The organism is Nonomuraea sp. NPDC052634, from assembly GCF_040678535.1.
Classification (GTDB): domain Bacteria; phylum Actinomycetota; class Actinomycetes; order Streptosporangiales; family Streptosporangiaceae; genus Nonomuraea; species Nonomuraea fastidiosa.
The window spans coordinates 1,360,613-1,375,720 of the sequence record NZ_JBFATY010000001.1; the positions used below are offsets into that span (position 1 = coordinate 1,360,613).

The 15,108-nt window shown below is 71.2% G+C and carries 12 protein-coding genes; 4 read left to right on the top strand and 8 right to left on the bottom strand.

The window, feature by feature from the left end; genetic code table 11:
- Positions 1–28: 28 nt before the first annotated feature.
- A complete protein-coding gene (locus tag AB0K67_RS06260) occupies positions 29–1,411 on the top strand; it encodes a glutamine synthetase family protein (protein WP_364053755.1) in 1,383 nt (460 codons plus the stop codon).
- 218 nt (positions 1,412–1,629) lie between these two features.
- Positions 1,630–3,429, top strand: coding sequence for an alkyl sulfatase dimerization domain-containing protein (locus tag AB0K67_RS06265; RefSeq protein WP_364053758.1), 1,800 nt, complete (start codon positions 1,630–1,632; stop codon positions 3,427–3,429).
- Positions 3,430–3,593: 164 nt separating this feature from the next.
- Here the strand turns inward: AB0K67_RS06265 and AB0K67_RS06270 are convergent, their stop codons facing one another.
- The 7 genes from AB0K67_RS06270 to AB0K67_RS06300 all read right to left on the bottom strand — a co-directional run bounded on the left by AB0K67_RS06270 (position 3,594) and on the right by AB0K67_RS06300 (position 12,373).
- Positions 3,594–3,827 (bottom strand): LapA family protein, encoded by a 234-nt coding sequence (locus AB0K67_RS06270; RefSeq protein WP_364053761.1) that lies wholly within the window; start codon positions 3,825–3,827, stop codon positions 3,594–3,596.
- A gap of 492 nt (positions 3,828–4,319) precedes the next feature.
- The gene (locus tag AB0K67_RS06275; RefSeq protein WP_364053764.1) at positions 4,320–5,528 is read right to left on the bottom strand and encodes an acyl-CoA dehydrogenase family protein; all 1,209 of its coding nucleotides are present in this window, start codon (positions 5,526–5,528) and stop codon (positions 4,320–4,322) included.
- A gap of 85 nt (positions 5,529–5,613) precedes the next feature.
- The gene (locus tag AB0K67_RS06280; RefSeq protein ID WP_364053767.1) at positions 5,614–6,540 is read right to left on the bottom strand and encodes a glucosyl-3-phosphoglycerate synthase; all 927 of its coding nucleotides are present in this window, start codon (positions 6,538–6,540) and stop codon (positions 5,614–5,616) included.
- 434 nt (positions 6,541–6,974) lie between these two features.
- On the bottom strand, positions 6,975–9,020 hold the full coding sequence (locus AB0K67_RS06285) for a beta-galactosidase (RefSeq protein ID WP_364053770.1): 2,046 nt from the start codon (positions 9,018–9,020) through the stop codon (positions 6,975–6,977).
- A 46-nt stretch (positions 9,021–9,066) separates the two neighbouring features.
- The gene (locus AB0K67_RS06290; protein WP_364053773.1) at positions 9,067–10,428 is read right to left on the bottom strand and encodes a sugar ABC transporter substrate-binding protein; all 1,362 of its coding nucleotides are present in this window, start codon (positions 10,426–10,428) and stop codon (positions 9,067–9,069) included.
- Positions 10,429–10,498: 70 nt separating this feature from the next.
- Entirely contained in the window at positions 10,499–11,413 is a 915-nt protein-coding gene (locus tag AB0K67_RS06295; RefSeq protein WP_364053776.1) for a carbohydrate ABC transporter permease, read from the bottom strand.
- Positions 11,414–11,416: 3 nt separating this feature from the next.
- Positions 11,417–12,373, bottom strand: coding sequence for a sugar ABC transporter permease (locus AB0K67_RS06300; RefSeq protein WP_364053778.1), 957 nt, complete (start codon positions 12,371–12,373; stop codon positions 11,417–11,419).
- Positions 12,374–12,877: 504 nt separating this feature from the next.
- Here AB0K67_RS06300 and AB0K67_RS06305 point away from each other — a divergent pair.
- Both AB0K67_RS06305 and AB0K67_RS06310 read left to right on the top strand, forming a co-directional pair.
- Positions 12,878–13,867: a LacI family DNA-binding transcriptional regulator gene (locus tag AB0K67_RS06305; RefSeq protein ID WP_364057452.1), complete on the top strand. Its 990-nt coding sequence runs from the start codon at positions 12,878–12,880 to the stop codon at positions 13,865–13,867.
- Between the two features lie 45 nt (positions 13,868–13,912).
- The gene (locus AB0K67_RS06310; protein ID WP_364053781.1) at positions 13,913–14,548 is read left to right on the top strand and encodes a TetR/AcrR family transcriptional regulator; all 636 of its coding nucleotides are present in this window, start codon (positions 13,913–13,915) and stop codon (positions 14,546–14,548) included.
- Positions 14,549–14,585: 37 nt separating this feature from the next.
- Here the strand turns inward: AB0K67_RS06310 and AB0K67_RS06315 are convergent, their stop codons facing one another.
- The gene (locus AB0K67_RS06315) at positions 14,586–14,948 is read right to left on the bottom strand and encodes a peptidase inhibitor family I36 protein (RefSeq protein WP_364053784.1); all 363 of its coding nucleotides are present in this window, start codon (positions 14,946–14,948) and stop codon (positions 14,586–14,588) included.
- Positions 14,949–15,108 lie beyond the last annotated feature (160 nt).

Genomic DNA, 15,108 nt, shown 5'->3' on the forward strand with positions numbered 1-15,108 from the left:
ACTACGCAAAGTGACGAAGGGGTGGCCCATGCTCGATCAAGCCATCGCCGGTGCGGCGCAGCACGGAGCGGACGCCCTCGACCCGCTCGGCGTCGCCGGGATCACGATCGTGTGGGCCGACAACAACGGCATCCCCCGTTCCCGTACGGTGCCGGCCGCCGCGTTCGACGCCGTGGCCGAGCGCGGGGTCGGGATCACGCCGCTGTTCGCGGTGTTCGACTCCCACGACACCATCTGCTTCGGCCACGCCCCCTTGGGCGGGCCTTCTGGCGACATCCGGCTGGTGCCGGTCGTCGATCGGATGGTCCGGCTGGCCGGGCAGCCGGGGTTCGCCTGGGTGCCGGGCCGCCAGGTGGCGGCCGACGGGTCGCCGTGGCCGTACTGCCCGCGCGGGGTGCTGGAGCGTCAAGTCGAACGGGCGGCGGCGCTGGGGCTGGAGTTCCGGGCCGGCTATGAGATGGAGTTCCACCTGAGCCGGGCCGGCGACGATGACGGCGACGGCGAGGTCCGCCCCATCTACGACGGTCCCTCCTACGGTCCGGCCAAGATGCTGTCCGTCGACGGCTTCGCCGAGCAGCTGCTGCGCGACCTGCACCACAACGGCGTGCCCGTGGTCCAGTTTCACGGCGAGTACGGCCCCGGGCAGTTCGAGTTCTCGCTCGCCCCCGCCGACCCGGTCACGGCGGCCGACCGGCAGCTGCTGGCCCGCCAGACCGTGCACGCGGCGGCCAGGGCGCACGGGCTGCGGGCGAGCTTCGCTCCCCTGGTCACGCTCGGCCAGGTGGGCAACGGCTGGCACCTGCACACCTCGGTGTCGCGGGCCGGACGCAACCTGCTGTCGGGCGGCGACGGGCCCGCGGGGATGACCGCCGAGGGGGCGGCGTACCTCGCGGGGCTGCTGCGCGATCTGCCCGCCGTGGTGGCGGTGACCGCGCCCAGCCTGTCGTCGCTGCAGCGGCTGCGGCCCGGCTACTGGTGCGGCGCGTACGCGTGCTGGGGCGTCGAGAACCGCGAGGCGGCCCTGCGTCTGGTCCCCGCCACGCCGCTGCTCGGCCCCGGCCACGCCAACGTCGAGCTGAAGCCGTCCGACGCGGCCGCCAACCCCTACCTGGCGCTGGCCGTGGTGATCGCCGCCGGGCTCGGCGGCATCGAAGAGGGTCTCGTGCCGCCCGCCCCCGTACAGGACAACCCCGGCGACTGGAGCGAGGCGCGGCGCGCCGAGCACGGCGTGCACCGCCTGCCCTCGACGGTGGAGCAGCAGCTCGGGGCGCTGCTGGGCAACGCCCGCATCCGCGGGGCGCTGGGCGAGGACCTGACCGACGCGTTCCGCGTGGTACGCCAGTCGGACGCGGCCAGAGCGGAGGGCCAGGACGCCGCCGAGATCGTCCGCTCGTACCGCTGGCTCTACTGACCCTGCACGCTGGGTGGATCCTCTACGACAGGGCGGCGGCGAGCCGCCGGCGGCCTGGCCGGGGGCTTGGGCCGTCCTGTGCCGGCGGAGCCGTGGCGTGGCCGATGCAGAGAGCATGCCGTGACGCTGTGGTGACGCTGTCAAAGAGACGGTCACGGGCGGGTGAGGGTAGCGGCTCGCGGTGCGGAGCGGGCGCACCGGCGGGAACGTCTGGGTGCATGGCAGATCTTCCCGTTGACGACCGGGCGGACTTCGAGGCCGCTGACCGCGGATTCGTGGCGGCGCTGGACCCGGCGACCGTGACGGCCGACGGGCGCGCGGTGTGGGACACCGAGTCCTACTCCTTCCTGCAGCAGGAGTGCCCGGACACGGCGCATCCCAGCCTGTGGCGGCAGGGGCAGCTGTGCGTCAAGCAGGGCCTGTACGCGGTGACCGACGGCATCTACCAGATCCGCGGCCTGGACCTGTCGAACATGACCCTGATCGAGGGCGAGCGCGGCGTCATCGTGGTCGACCCGCTGCTGTCCGTCGAGTGCGCCGCGGCCGGGCTGAAGCTCTATCGCGACCACCGGGGCGACCGCCCGGTCACCGCGGTGATCTACACGCACTCCCATGCCGACCACTTCGGCGGGGTACGCGGCGTCACCGGCGGCGGTGTGCCGATCCTGGCGCCGGCCGGGTTCATGCACCACGCGGTGTCGGAGAACGTCTACGCCGGCACCGCGATGAACCGGCGCGCCACCTACATGTACGGCCCTGCTCTGCCCCGCTCGCCGGAGGGCCAGATCGGCTGCGGGCTCGGCATGACCACGTCGACCGGCACCATCTCCCTCATCCCGCCGACCAAGGACATCACCCGTACCGGCCAGGAGGAGACGCTCGACGGCGTGCGGATCGTCTTCCAGATCACCCCGGGCACCGAGGCCCCGGCGGAGATGAACTTCCTCATCCCCGACCGCCGGGCGCTGTGCATGGCCGAGAACGCCACGCACACGCAGCACAACATCCTCACGCTGCGCGGCGCTCAGGTCCGCGACGCCCGTGTCTGGGCGCGCTATCTCACCGAGGCGATCGCCCTGTTCGCCGACCACGCCGACGTCGTCTTCGCCTCCCACCACTGGCCCACCTGGGGCCGGGAGAACATCGTGCGGTTCGTCAGCCGGCAGCGTGACATGTACGCGTACCTGCACGATCAGACGCTGCGCATGCTGAACAAGGGCATGACGGGCGTCGAGATCGCCGAGGCGATGCGGCTGCCTCCGGCCCTGGAACAGGCGTGGCACACGCACGGCTACTACGGCTCGGTCAGCCACAACGTCAAGGCCATCTACCAGCGCTATCTGGGCTGGTTCGACGGCAACCCGGCCCATCTGTGGGAGCATCCCCCGGTCGAGCAGGCACGCCGGTACGTCGAGTGCATGGGCGGGCGCGAGGGCGTCCTCGCCTTCGCCCGCCGCTACCTCGACGACGGCGACCTGCGTTTCGCCGCCGCGCTGCTCAACCACGCGGTCTTCGCCGACGAGCACGACGACCAGGCGCGATCGATGCTCGCCGAGGTCTACACCCGGCTCGGCCACGGCTCCGAGAACGGCACCTGGCGCAACTTCTACCTGGTCGGCGCGCTGGAGCTGACCGGCGGCGTCGTCCCCGCCGATATCGACACCTCCTCGCCGGAGCTGATGGCGGCTCTGACGGTCGAGCAGATCTTCGACTCCCTGGCCATCCGCGTCGACGGCCCCCGAGCGTGGGAGGAGAGCCTGGCCATCGACTGGCACCTGACGGATCTGAACCAGTACCACCGCACCACGCTGTCCAACGGCGCGCTCATCCACCAGGCCGATCCGCCGCCACGGCAGCCGGCGGACCTGACGCTCGCGCTCACCAAGCAGCAGCTTCTCGGCCTGCTCACGGGCCGGCCCGCCGACGGCATCGAGCACGAGGGCGACATGAACGTCCTGGCCCGCCTGATCGCCGTCCTGGAAGACCCCGATCCCGCGTTCGCGATCGTGACGCCGTGACCTCTCAGGCGAACGGGCCGGCCATGCCCTTGGCGAGGAACGGCAGGCCGGACGCCAGGATCATAGGAGGGTGCACCCACCTGGCCGGCGTGGATCGTGCTGCCTTGCGCGGGCGGCGTTGCGCCGCGGACTGGACGCGCTCCCGCAGCCGGCTGCGCACGCCGTCACCGGCCCTTTCGGCTCCTGCTGCCTGCCAGCGCGCCGATCAGGATCCCGACGACGGTGCATGCCACCAGCGCGACCCACAGCGGGGCGGTCACCGCGATCGTGAACAGGCGGATCACCGCGTCCTGCCGGTTCTGCAGGATGAACGCGACCGCCAGCACCAGCAGCACGAGCGCCAGCCACACGCGCGGCGGCACCGCCCCGAGACGGCCTCCCGGACCCTGCTCTGCCACGAAACCCTCCAGATGTTGTGAGCGCCGATGTTTCGATCAGGCCGTCCCCAGCGCGACCGGAAGGGCGGCTCGGCCCGCCTTCCCCGCCGTCTGGGCTGTCGCCTCAGGAACCGCCGTGCCGGCCGGGACGCTCCCATCGCTGACGGCGTCGAAGCGGCCGGCGGGCCGGCTGACCGGGGTCCACCGAGCATGCGCGACGTCCACGGCATTCGTCGCCGTACACGCCGAACACTGCGCCGCATATGGCGTGCGGCTGGGCAATCTTGCCGAAAACCAGAACGGCGCCCCTGGGCGGCGGGCGCGTTCTCGAACGACTTCCGGCGCGCCCTCGCTCTTCGCCGGGCGGTTGCCGGTCGCTTCGCCTGAGTTACCGGCCTGCCGGCGCCCAGGGCGGAGGACGGTGATCGGCGAACGCACGAGGCCGTAGTGAGCCTGTCGGTGAGCGCGAGGGATGGCGGGTTGCGGACAAGACCTCCCCGAAGTGCAGTGGTCTCATCGGATGGGGAGGCCGGTGACCGCGCGGCCGATGATCAGGCGCTGGATCTCCGAGGTGCCTTCGAAGATGGTGTAGATCTTGGCGTCGCGGTGGAAGCGTTCCACCGGGTGGTCCCTGGTGTAGCCGGCGCCGCCGAGGATCTGGATGGCCTGTTCGGTGACCCACACGGCGGTCTCGCCCGCCACCAGCTTCGACATCGAGCCTTCCGCCTGTTCGAAGCGGCGGCCGTTGCGGGCCATCCAGGCGGCGCGCCAGGTGAGCAGGCGGGCCATGTCGACGCGGGTGGCCATCTCGGCGAGGAGGAAGGCGATCGCCTGGTTCTCGCCGATCTTGCGGCCGAACTGGGTGCGTTCGCGGGCGTAGTCCCTGGCGTACTCGAAGGCGGCGCGGGCGATGCCGACCGCCATGGCGGCGACCGAGGGGCGGGTGGTCTCGAAGGTGCGCATCGCGGCCTGCTCGCCTGCGCGCTCGCCGTTGCGTACGCGGGCCAGCCGCGCCTTCAGCTTCTCCTCGCCGCCGAGCAGGCACGAGGCGGGCACCCGGACGTCCTCCAGGACGACCTCGGCGGTGTGGGAGGCGCGGATGCCGTGCTTGCGGAACTTCTGCCCCATGGACAGCCCCGGCGTGCCGGGCGGGATGATGAACGACGCCTGGCCTCGGGTGCCGAGCGAGGGATCGACGGAGGCGACGACGATGTGAACGTTCGCGATGCCGCCGTTGGTGGCCCAGGTCTTGACGCCGTTGAGCACCCAGTCGCCGCCGTCGCGGACGGCGCGGGTGCGGATGGCGCCGACGTCGGAGCCGGCGTCGGGCTCGGAGGCGCAGAAGGCGCCGAGTTTGACGTCGTTCTCGGTGCCGAACATCTGTGGCAGCCACTCCCCCATCTGTTCGGGGGTGCCGTTGGCGGCGAGTGCGGCGGCGGCCAGGCCGGTGCCGGTGATCGACAGGCCGATGCCGGCGTCGCCCCAGAAGATCTCCTCGAACGCCACGGGCAGCGCCAGCCCGCTCTCCTCGAACCACTGGGTGGCGAAGAAGTCGAGGGAGTACAGGCCGATCTTGGCGGCCTCCTGGATGACCGGCCATGGGGTTTCTTCGCGCTCGTCCCATTCGGCGCCGGCGGGGCGGATCACGTCGCGGGCGAAGGCGTGGACCCAGTCGCGCACCTCTTTGACGTCGTCGCTGAGCTCCGGGCAGAAACCCGTCATGTCGCCGCACCCCTCGGACCGCGTCGCCGTTTCACGGTGGCAACACCTTACCGGCGAGTAGGCCCTGCGGTCCCGCGAGTGCGGTTCAGGGGTTGACGGTGATCATCGGTGGACGTTCGCCGATGCCGATGTCGCGGATGAGCACTTCGTGCCCCTCCAGCCCCCTCCTGAACTGGCAGAGCCGCGTCGCCGGCGGGGCGACCGAGCTGATGCGGCCCTGGCGTTCCAGGCGGGACCAGGCGGCGAGCATGATCTGGGCGGACATCATGCCCAGCGCCTCGGTGCACTGCGGCGCGTGCTCGCGCGAGCCCAGGTCCACCTGTGCGAGCCCGTCGAGCCCGCCCAGCTCCAGCAGGTCGATGAGCAGGCCGAGCTCCACGGCGTACCCGGTGAGGAACGGGATGCGTTCGAGCGCGGAGCGGCGGCCGGCGTACTCGCCGGCGAGCGGCTGGATGAACCCGGCCAGCTCGGGCCAGTACAGGTTGATGAGCGGGCGTGCGACGAGCTCGGTGACGCGCCCGCCGCCGTTGGGGGTGCCGTGGAGCGGGCGGTCGTAGCATCCCTTGGCGTACATGACGGTCGGGTCGGAGAGCAGCGGCCCGAGGACGCCGAGTATCAGCGAGGCGCGGAAGTTGCGGATGTCGGCGTCGGCGAAGACGAGCACGTCACCCGACGTGACGGCCAGCGACTTCCACAGCGCCTCTCCCTTGCCGTCCATGGGCTTGAGTCCCGGAAGGATCTCATCCTGAGCGTGCACCCTCGCTCCTGCCCGGGCGGCCACCCGGGCGGTGTCGTCGGTCGAACGCGAGTCGATGACCACGAGCTCGTCCACGAGCGGAGCCAGCTCCCGCCGGATCACGCCGACGATCTCTCCCACGGTCTCGCGCTCGTCGCGGGCCGGGAGCACCACGCTGACGGTGGTATCACCCTTGGCGGCCACCAGGTCCTGAACCGGCCAGTCCCCGGCGGACGAAGTGCGGCGTCGCAACCATCCGTGCACTTCAGGAAGCATGCGACCCCTCCCTCCGTATCCCGATATGTCAGCGTATGTGAGATGCCCATTAAGCCCGAGAAGCGATCGTCTTCGCGGGTCAAGGGGCTTTGAGAAAGTTCGGGCGGCAAGTAACGCCGTCGCAAAGGCGCAACCGGAGCGCGGGCAAGGTTCGCGCGCTCAAGGAATAAGCGCTTCGTGGTGAGGTGGCCGGTTCCTGTGTACAGGCGGGGTGCGGTTCCGGTTTTCAAGCGGGTGACTCGGGGCCGTCCCCCGCCCGGACGGCCCGGCGCGGCGGGCGCGTCATCGGCCCGGTCTCGTCCGTCCCCCGCCTGGACGGCCCGGCGGCCCCTGGGGCGCGTCATCGGCCCGGCCCTCGTCCGTTCCGCGCCCGGACGGCCCGCCGGTGCCGGCTGATCCGTCCGGGTTCGGCAATGAGACGGCCAGGAAAGGCCCTATGAGGCCGCCGGGCGGCGCAGCACGCGCACCTGGCCGGGCTTGAGCGCGGCGTCGGGCGCCAGCGACGGCCCGGTCAGCGGCTCCCCGTCGAGCGCCGACACGTCCACCTGCCGGTCCCCGCGGTTGACGAGGAACCAGTAGTCGTACCTCCCGTCGGTGCGTACGGCCAGCTCGACCTGCCCGCGCAGCTCGTCGGGCAGCTCGGAGCCGACGCCCGCCGGCTCCAGCAGCAGCGGCAGCAGCACGGCCAGCCCGTCGGGGCCGAGGCGGGTGGAGACGTACGAGGCCGTCCCCGCACCCGAGCGGCGGCGGGTGATCGCCGGACGCCCGGCCTGCTCGCCCGTCTTGTACGCCGCAAGCACCTCGGTCTCCGGCCCCGCGAGGTCGATGCGGTCGGTCCACAGGGTACCGGTGACGCCGAGGTCGAGATCGACGCCGTCGCCGTCGAGGAGCGGCCCGAACTCCTGGATGCGGATGCCGAGCAGGTCGCGCAGCGCGCCCGGATAGCCGCCGAGCCAGACGCGGTCGTCCTGGTCCACGATGCCGGAGAAGTAGGTGGCGACGAGGTGGCCGCCGCCCGCCACGTACGCCTCCAGGCGGCGGGCCAGCGCGGCGGGCACGACGTGCAGGATGGGCGCGACCACCAGGTCGTAGCCGGACAGCTCGGCGGCCACCGGCACCACGTCGGCGCGCACGCCCGCCGCGAGGAACGCCGAGTACCAGTCGAGCGCCTCCTGCCGGTAGCGCAGCAGGGAGGTGGGGTGGGAGTCCAGCTCGGCGGCCCACCACGACTCCCAGTCGAACAGGATCGCGGCGCGCGCGGGCCGCCGCCTGCTGCCCGCGACGGGCGCGAGCGCGGCCAGCGTGGCGCCGAGGTCGGTCACGGCCCTGAACACGTCGCTGTCCTCGCCCGCGTGCGGCACCATCGCCGAGTGGTACTTCTCGGCGCCGCCCGCCGACTGCCGCCACTGGAAGAAGCAGACGGCGTCGGCGCCGTAGCCGACGTGGGTGAGCGAGTCGCGGGCCATGCCGCCGGGCCGCTTGGCGAGGTTGACCGGCTGCCAGTTGACGGCGCTGGTGGAGTGCTCCATGAGGAACCAGGGCTCGCCGCCGGCCAGCATGCCGGTGAGGTTGGCCGAGAACGACAGCTCGTCCTGGGCCTGCGGGCCGGTCAGCACGTAGTGGTCGTTGGCCACGAAGTCGACCTCGGAAGCCCAGTCGGCGTAGTTCATCCCCTTGGTCTCGCCCATCACCATGAAGTTGGTGGTGACCGGGACGTCCGGGGTGATCCGGCGCAGCACCTCGCGCTCGGCGCGCAGGTGCTCCTTGAGCGCGTCGGAGGAGAAGCGCTTGAAGTCGAGCTGCTGCGTCGGGTTGGGGAAGGACGCGGCCAGGCGCGGCGGCAGGATCTCCGCCCAGTCGCCGTAACGCTGGGACCAGAACGCGGTGGCCCAGGCCCGGTTCAGCTCGTCGAGTGTGCCGTAGCGGGCGCGCAGCCAGTCGCGGAAGGCGGTGGCGGCGTCGTCGGAGTAGTCGTAGACGTTGTGGCAGCCCAGCTCGTTCGACACGTGCCAGGCGGCCAGCGCCGGGTGGCCGGCGTACCGGGTGGCGAGGGCCTCGACCAGGCGCAGCGCGTACCGGCGGAAGACCGGAGAGGTGGGGCGCCAATGCTGGCGCGCGCCCGGCCAGAGCGTGCGGCCCTGCTGGTCCACCGGCAGGATCTCCGGATGCTTGGCCGTCAGCCACGGCGGCGGCGAGGCCGTCGCCGTGGCGAGGTCGGCGGCGATGCCGTTGGCGTGCAACAGGTCCATCACCTCGTCGAGCCAGGCGAAGTCCCACCTGTCCTCGGCGGGCTGGAGATGCGCCCACGAGAAGATGGCCAGAGACACGATGTTGACCCCGGCCGCCCGCATCGCGCGCATGTCGGCGTCCCACACCTCCCGGGGCCACTGCTCCGGGTTGTAGTCCGCGCCGAACGCCAGCCTGGCCCGTTCCGGCTCTGACGGCCAGCGCACCCACCGGCGGCCGTGATCGACCTGCAACGTCTGCTCCTGTCTCGTGCTGTTCCTGGCGGAGAATGTCGATCGGTTACTGGACGGTGAAGCCCTGCTCCTGGCCGTACTTGATGGAGGCGTCCTGCCACGCCTTCAGGCCGTCCTGGAGCGTGGTGCCGGAGGTGTACGCCTTGCCGACGGTGTCGTTGAAGATGCTGTTGGCGTACACCTGGAACGGCAGGTACGACCAGCCGGGCGCGACCTGCTCGGCCGACTCGGCGAGCACCTGGTTGACCTTCTGGCCGCCGAAGTAGGGGAACTCCTTGTCCCTGAACTTCGGGTCCTGCAGGTGCGCGGTGGTGGCGGGGAAGGCGCCGCCGTCGATCCTGGTCTGCACGCCTTCGTCCACGGTGGCGTACTTGATGAAGGCGTAGGCGAGGGTCTTGTTCGCGGACGCCTCGGGCACCGCCAGAGAGCTGCCGCCGTTCTCGGCGGTGACCTTGCCGCCGGCCTCCCACTGCGGCATGGGCGCGACCCGCCACTTGCCGGAGGCGGCCTTGACGCCCGACTCGAAGTTGGCCGGCATCCAGGCGCCGGTCACCAGCGTGGCGATGGTGCCGTCGGCCAGGCCCTTGTACCACTCGTCCGTCCAGCCGACGACGGGCGAGAGCAGCTTGCCGTCGATGAGCTTCTGCCAGGTCGCGGTGAACTTCTGGGTGCCGGCGTCGGAGAAGTCGATGCCGACGCTGGTGCCGTCCACCTTGTACGGCCTGCCGCCCGCCTGCCAGATCATGCTGGTGGTGAAGCCCGCGTCGCCGCTGTCGCTGCCGATGTACGCCTTGGGGTCGGCCTTGTGCAGCTTCTCGGCGGCGGCCACGTACTCGTCCCAGGTCTTCGGCACCTCGATGTCGTGCTTGTCGAAGACCTCCTTGTTGTAGAACATCGCCATCGGGCCGGAGTCCATGGGCAGCCCGTAGACGGCGGGGCCGCCGGCGTGCACGGAGTTCCACGGGCCCGGGGTGAAGGTGCCTTCGAGTGAGCCGGCGCCGTACGCGCTGAGGTCGGTCACCGACTTCGACAGCGCGAACTGCGGCAGCGCGTAGTACTCGATCTGTGCCACGTCGGGCACGCCGGATCCGGCCTTGATCGCGTTCTGCAGCGCGGTGTACTGGTCGTTGCCGGTGCCGGCGTTGACCAGGTTGACCTTGACCTTGGGGTACTTCTCCTGGAAGTCGGCGACGACCTGCTTGAGCGTCGGCTCCCACGCCCAGACGGTGAGGTCGCCGCCCGCGTTCAGCGCGTTCTGCAGGTCGGCGTCGGAGACGCTCTGGGAGGCGGCGGCCGTGGCGGTCGCGCCTGAGCCGTCGCCGCCGCCGGATGAGCCGCAGGCGGTGGCGGCGAGTGACACGGTCAGTGCCGCGCCCAGCAGGAGGGCGTGACGACGGTTGATCGTCATGGGCGTTGCCTTTCTGAAATGTCTGCTCTGGTGTACGCGTTCGTGTCGCCGGCGCTCCGGCGGCGCCGGGTCAGCCCTTGACGCTCCCCGTGGCGAGGCCCGACTGCCAGTACCGCTGCAGCAGCAGGAACGCCGCGATCAGCGGGACGATGGTGAGCAGTGATCCGGTGATCACCAGGTTGAAGACGGCCTCGCCGCCCGCCGTGCCCGCCTGCTGGTTCCAGGCGTGCAGGCCAAGGGTGAGCGGGTACCAGTCGGGGTCCTTGAGCATGATCAGCGGCAGGAAGAAGTTGTTCCAGGTCGCGACCACGTTGAAGAGCAGGACCGTGACGATGCCGGGGCCGAGCAGCGGCAGGCTGATCCGGAAGAACGTGCGGAACTCGCCCGCGCCGTCCACCCGCGCGGACTCCAGGATCTCCTTCGGCACCGCGTCGGCGGCGTACGTCCAGATGAGGTAGAGGCCGAACGGCGAGATCAGCGACGGGATGATGATCGCCAACGGGGTGTTGGTGAGCCCCATGTCGGAGAAGAGCAGGAAGGTCGGTACGGCCAGCGCCGTGCCGGGCACCGCCACCGCGCCGATCACCACCGCGAAGACGGCCTTCTTGCCGGGGAAGTCGAACTTGGCCAGGCCGTAGCCGGCCAGTGTCGCGAGCAGGGTCGCGCCGCCCGCGCCGGCGACCACGTACAGGAGCGTGTTGAGCAGCCAGCGCGTGTAGACGCCGCCGTTGTAGCTGAAGGTCTGGGCGATGTTGTCGAACAGCGCGAAGTCGCCGGAGAACCACAGGCCGAACGACGACAGCAGGCTCTCCTGCGTCTTGGTGGCGTTGATCAGCAGCCAGGCCAGCGGGAGCAGCGTGTAGACCAGCATGAGCGTGGTCAGCGCGGTGAGCGTGCGGCTGCGGCGGCGGTGGCGCGGGCGCTGGTGGCGGATCACCAGCGGGCCGCGTCCTGCGCGGGCTCCGGGATGTGCGGTTGCGGCCATGGCTCAGACCGCCTTTCGCATGCCGCGGAGCTGGACGATGTACGCGATGATCATCGTGATGACGCCCATGATGATGGCGACGGCGGCGGAGTAGTCGAACTGCTGGCCGGCGAAGGACAGCGAGTAGGCGTACAGGTTGGGCGTGAAATAGGTGGTGATCGAGTTCGGCGCCAGCGTCTTGAGGATGCTGGGCTCGTTGAAGAGCTGGAAGCTGCCGATGATCGAGAAGATCGTGGCGATCACCAGGGCGCCGCGCAGGGCGGGCAGCTTGATCGACCAGATGACGCGGAACTGGCCGGCGCCGTCGATCTCGGCGGCCTCGTACAGCGAGGGGCTCACCACGCGCAGCGCCGAGTACAGGATCAGCATGTTGTAGCCGACGAACTCCCAGGTCACGATGTTGCCGATGGAGGCGAGGATGAGGTCGGGCGAGAGCGGGTCGGGCAGCGACCAGCCGAGCGCCTCGTTGAGGTTGCCGATGAGGCCGAACCTGGTGCCGTACATGAAGCCCCACATCAGCGTCGCCACGACGGCGGGCACCGCGTACGGCAGGAACACCGAGATGCGGAAGAACGCCGCGCCGTAGAGCCGGCCGCTGTCGATCGCGAGGGCCACCAGCAGCGCGAGGAACAGCATGATCGGCACCTGCACGACCAGGAACAGCGCCACCCTGCCGAACCCCGACCAGAACTGCGGGTCCTGCAACGCCTTGATGTAGTTGTCCAGGCCGACGAACGCGGTGCCGCCGACGAGCTGGGTGCGGTAGAGGCTGAGGTAGATCGAATAGCCGATCGGCGCCAGGAAGACGAGCGCGAACACCGCCATGAACGGCGCCACGAACCGCCAGCCGGTCCAGGACCGCCCGCCGGTCCCGCGCCTTCTGGTGCCCCGGCCGCGCTGGGCCGCCGCGGGCGGGCGCCCTCGCGCCTGCCCGCCGGGCGCGTAGCCTTCCGTGACCACCGGTCACTCCTCTCGCTGCCATGTTCACGTAAACATCGACCGCGGACGCATGTCACGCAGAGCGATGGTGGGGGATGCCGCAGTGATGTTTACGTTAACGTCTGCTGCGGTATGGTGGCACCCGCCTGACCTGGGGTCAAGGGGCGCCCCTCATTGACATCGGCCGGGACCTCCACAAAGGATTTCCTGGCTGAACGGCTCGGACGCCGGCCGGGGCGGGCGCGTACCGGACGGACACGAGCAGAGAGTCAGCGACCTAGACCGGCAGGCAGGAGCGGCACGGGCATGGATCTGGACGACCCCGAACGGCAGGCGCCGACCGGCGGTGCGCGGCCGGGCGGGGGTGCGCAATCAGAGGGGGACGCGCACCCGGCTGAGAAGGCGCGCCCCGCGGAGGGCGCACGCCCGGCTGATCACGCACGGCAGGCCGGTGGCGAGCGGCCCGCCGGCGGCGCGCGACGCGGATCGGGGGTTCCCGGCGGGCGGCGCAGGCAGCGCGTGTCGATGGCCGACGTGGCCAGGCTGGCCGGCGTGTCGTCACAGACCGTCTCGCGGGTCGCCAACGGCCATCCCGGCGTCATCGGCTCCACCCGCGAGCAGGTGCTGGCCGCGATGCGCGAGCTGGGCTACCGGCCCAACAGCGCCGCCCGCGCCCTGCGGTACGGGCAGTTCAACACGATCGGCGTGATCCTGTTCAACCTGTCCACGATCGGCAACAGCCGCACCGTCGAGGCCATCGCCACCCACGCCGCCGCCGAGGGCTACGCGATCACGCTCATCCCCATCGACGTGCCGACCCAGGACAACGTGCTGGGCGCGTTCACCAGGATGGGCGAGCTGGCCGTGGACGCGGTCATCGTGATCCTGGAGGTGCACCTGCTCGACGCCGGCACGGTGACGCTGCCGCCCGGGGTGCACGCGGTGGTCGTCGACTCCGACGCGGGCGATCGCTACAGCGTGGTGGACACCGACCAGGCCGAGGGCGCCCGGTCGGCCGTACGCCACCTGCTCGGCCTCGGACACCGTACGGTCTGGCACGTCACCGGACCGGAGTCGTCCTTCGCCGCGCAGCGCCGCGCCCAGGCGTGGCGGCTCGCGCTGGAGGAGGCGGGCCGGCCGGTGCCGCCGCCGCTGCACGGCGACTGGTCGGCGGGGTCCGGGTACACCGCCGGTCTCCGGCTGGCGGAGGAGCCCGGCTGCACGGCGGTGTTCGTCGCCAACGACCAGATGGCGCTGGGCGTGCTGCGGGCGCTTCACGAGCGGGGACGCTCGGTGCCCGGCGAGGTCAGCGTGGTCGGGTTCGACGACATCCCCGACTCGGCCTGCTTCGTGCCGCCGCTGACGACCGTGCACCAGGACTTCGCCGAGGTCGGGCGGCGGTGCGTGCAGCTCGTGCTGCGGCAGATCCGCGAGGGGGGCACCGCGCCGTCGGGCACGGACCTCGTGCCGACGCGGCTGGTCGTCCGCGCCAGCACGGCCCCGCCGCCCGCCTGACCGCTACACTCCGATGCGATCGCATCGATCAGGGGGTGAGCGTACGTGGCGGAGCGGCGTACCAGGGGACCGGGGGCACACCACGAGGAGCGGCGCGCCGAGATCGCCGACGCCGTGCTCGCCATCGTCGCCGAGCGGGGCCTCGGGGCCGTCTCGCTGACCGAGGTGGCCGCGCAGGCGGGCATCTCCCCCGGCCGGGTGCAGCACTACTTCCCCGCCAAGCGGCAGCTGCTTGAGGCGGCGTTCGAGCGGGGCAACGCGCTGTCGGCCGCCCGCATCAGGGAGAAGGCCGGATCCGATCTGGAGGCCGCCGATCCGCGCCTGGTGCTCACAACCGTGCTGACCGAGCTGGTGCCGTACGACGCGGTCACCGAGGCGCACATGCGGGTGCGGCAGTCGTTTCACGCCTTCGCCTTCGCCGAGGAGTCCATCGCCGCGCGGATGCGGGTGCTGTACGCCGGCTTCCACCGCCGGATGGCCGACCTGATCCGCAGGGACCAGCAGGCCGGCCGTATCGACCCCGGGCTCGACCCGCACGGGACGGCGCTCTCCCTGGTGGCGCTGGCCGAGGGGCTGGCCGCGTACGTGCTGACCGGCGTCACCCCGGGCCCGGTCGCCCGCGACCGCGTCCTCGCCGCCATCGCCGAGCTGTATTCGCCGGAGCGCGGCGGGGCCGGGTGAGGGGGATCCCCGGCCGCCGGCCGCGCCAGCCGGTGGATCAGCAGTAGCGTGCGGGCGCGATGCGGTCCATCACGCCGCCGAACCTGCCCTTGTAGTTGGAGCTGTAGTCGCCCCGCGAGGCCAGGCGCTTGGCGCGCCAGTTCCACTCGGAGTCGGCCGTGTCGACGAAGCACGCGCCGCTCGTGGCGACGAACGAGCCGACGTTGTCGGCGTGCGTGCTGCCGATGAACCTGTTGCCGTTCGCCTCCCACCAGGTGTAGACGGCGCCGGTGTAGTTGGCGCCGGTCCACAGGCACACGTGGGCGTGGCAGGCCGGCACGGCCGCCTGGGCCGTCGCGGCGGGCACCGCCAGGAGAGCGGCGGCGAGGGCGGGCGCGGCGATCACGCTGAGGATCTTCATGATGCTCCTTCCGTGTCTGCTGGAACACCACGGGACGTTATACGCGACGTCATCGAATGAACACGATGAGTAAGGTGGATCTCACTGCCCGGCCCCTATTTCGGAAGGACCATCACTCCTCTGACCTCGTGGGGCGAGCTGACGCCCGCGACGGAAAGGG

What these genes read in the sequence shown, in the direction of transcription:
- AB0K67_RS06260 (WP_364053755.1), top strand. Translation starts at nt 29, where the DNA reads ATGCTCGATCAAGCCATCGCCGGTGCGGCGCAGCACGGAGCGGACGCC.
- AB0K67_RS06265 (WP_364053758.1), top strand. Translation starts at nt 1,630, where the DNA reads ATGGCAGATCTTCCCGTTGACGACCGGGCGGACTTCGAGGCCGCTGAC.
- AB0K67_RS06275 (WP_364053764.1), bottom strand. Translation starts at nt 5,528, where the DNA reads ATGACGGGTTTCTGCCCGGAGCTCAGCGACGACGTCAAAGAGGTGCGC.
- AB0K67_RS06280 (WP_364053767.1), bottom strand. Translation starts at nt 6,540, where the DNA reads ATGCTTCCTGAAGTGCACGGATGGTTGCGACGCCGCACTTCGTCCGCC.
- AB0K67_RS06290 (WP_364053773.1), bottom strand. Translation starts at nt 10,428, where the DNA reads ATGACGATCAACCGTCGTCACGCCCTCCTGCTGGGCGCGGCACTGACC.
- AB0K67_RS06295 (WP_364053776.1), bottom strand. Translation starts at nt 11,413, where the DNA reads ATGGCCGCAACCGCACATCCCGGAGCCCGCGCAGGACGCGGCCCGCTG.
- AB0K67_RS06305 (WP_364057452.1), top strand. Translation starts at nt 12,878, where the DNA reads ATGGCCGACGTGGCCAGGCTGGCCGGCGTGTCGTCACAGACCGTCTCG.
- AB0K67_RS06315 (WP_364053784.1), bottom strand. Translation starts at nt 14,948, where the DNA reads ATGAAGATCCTCAGCGTGATCGCCGCGCCCGCCCTCGCCGCCGCTCTC.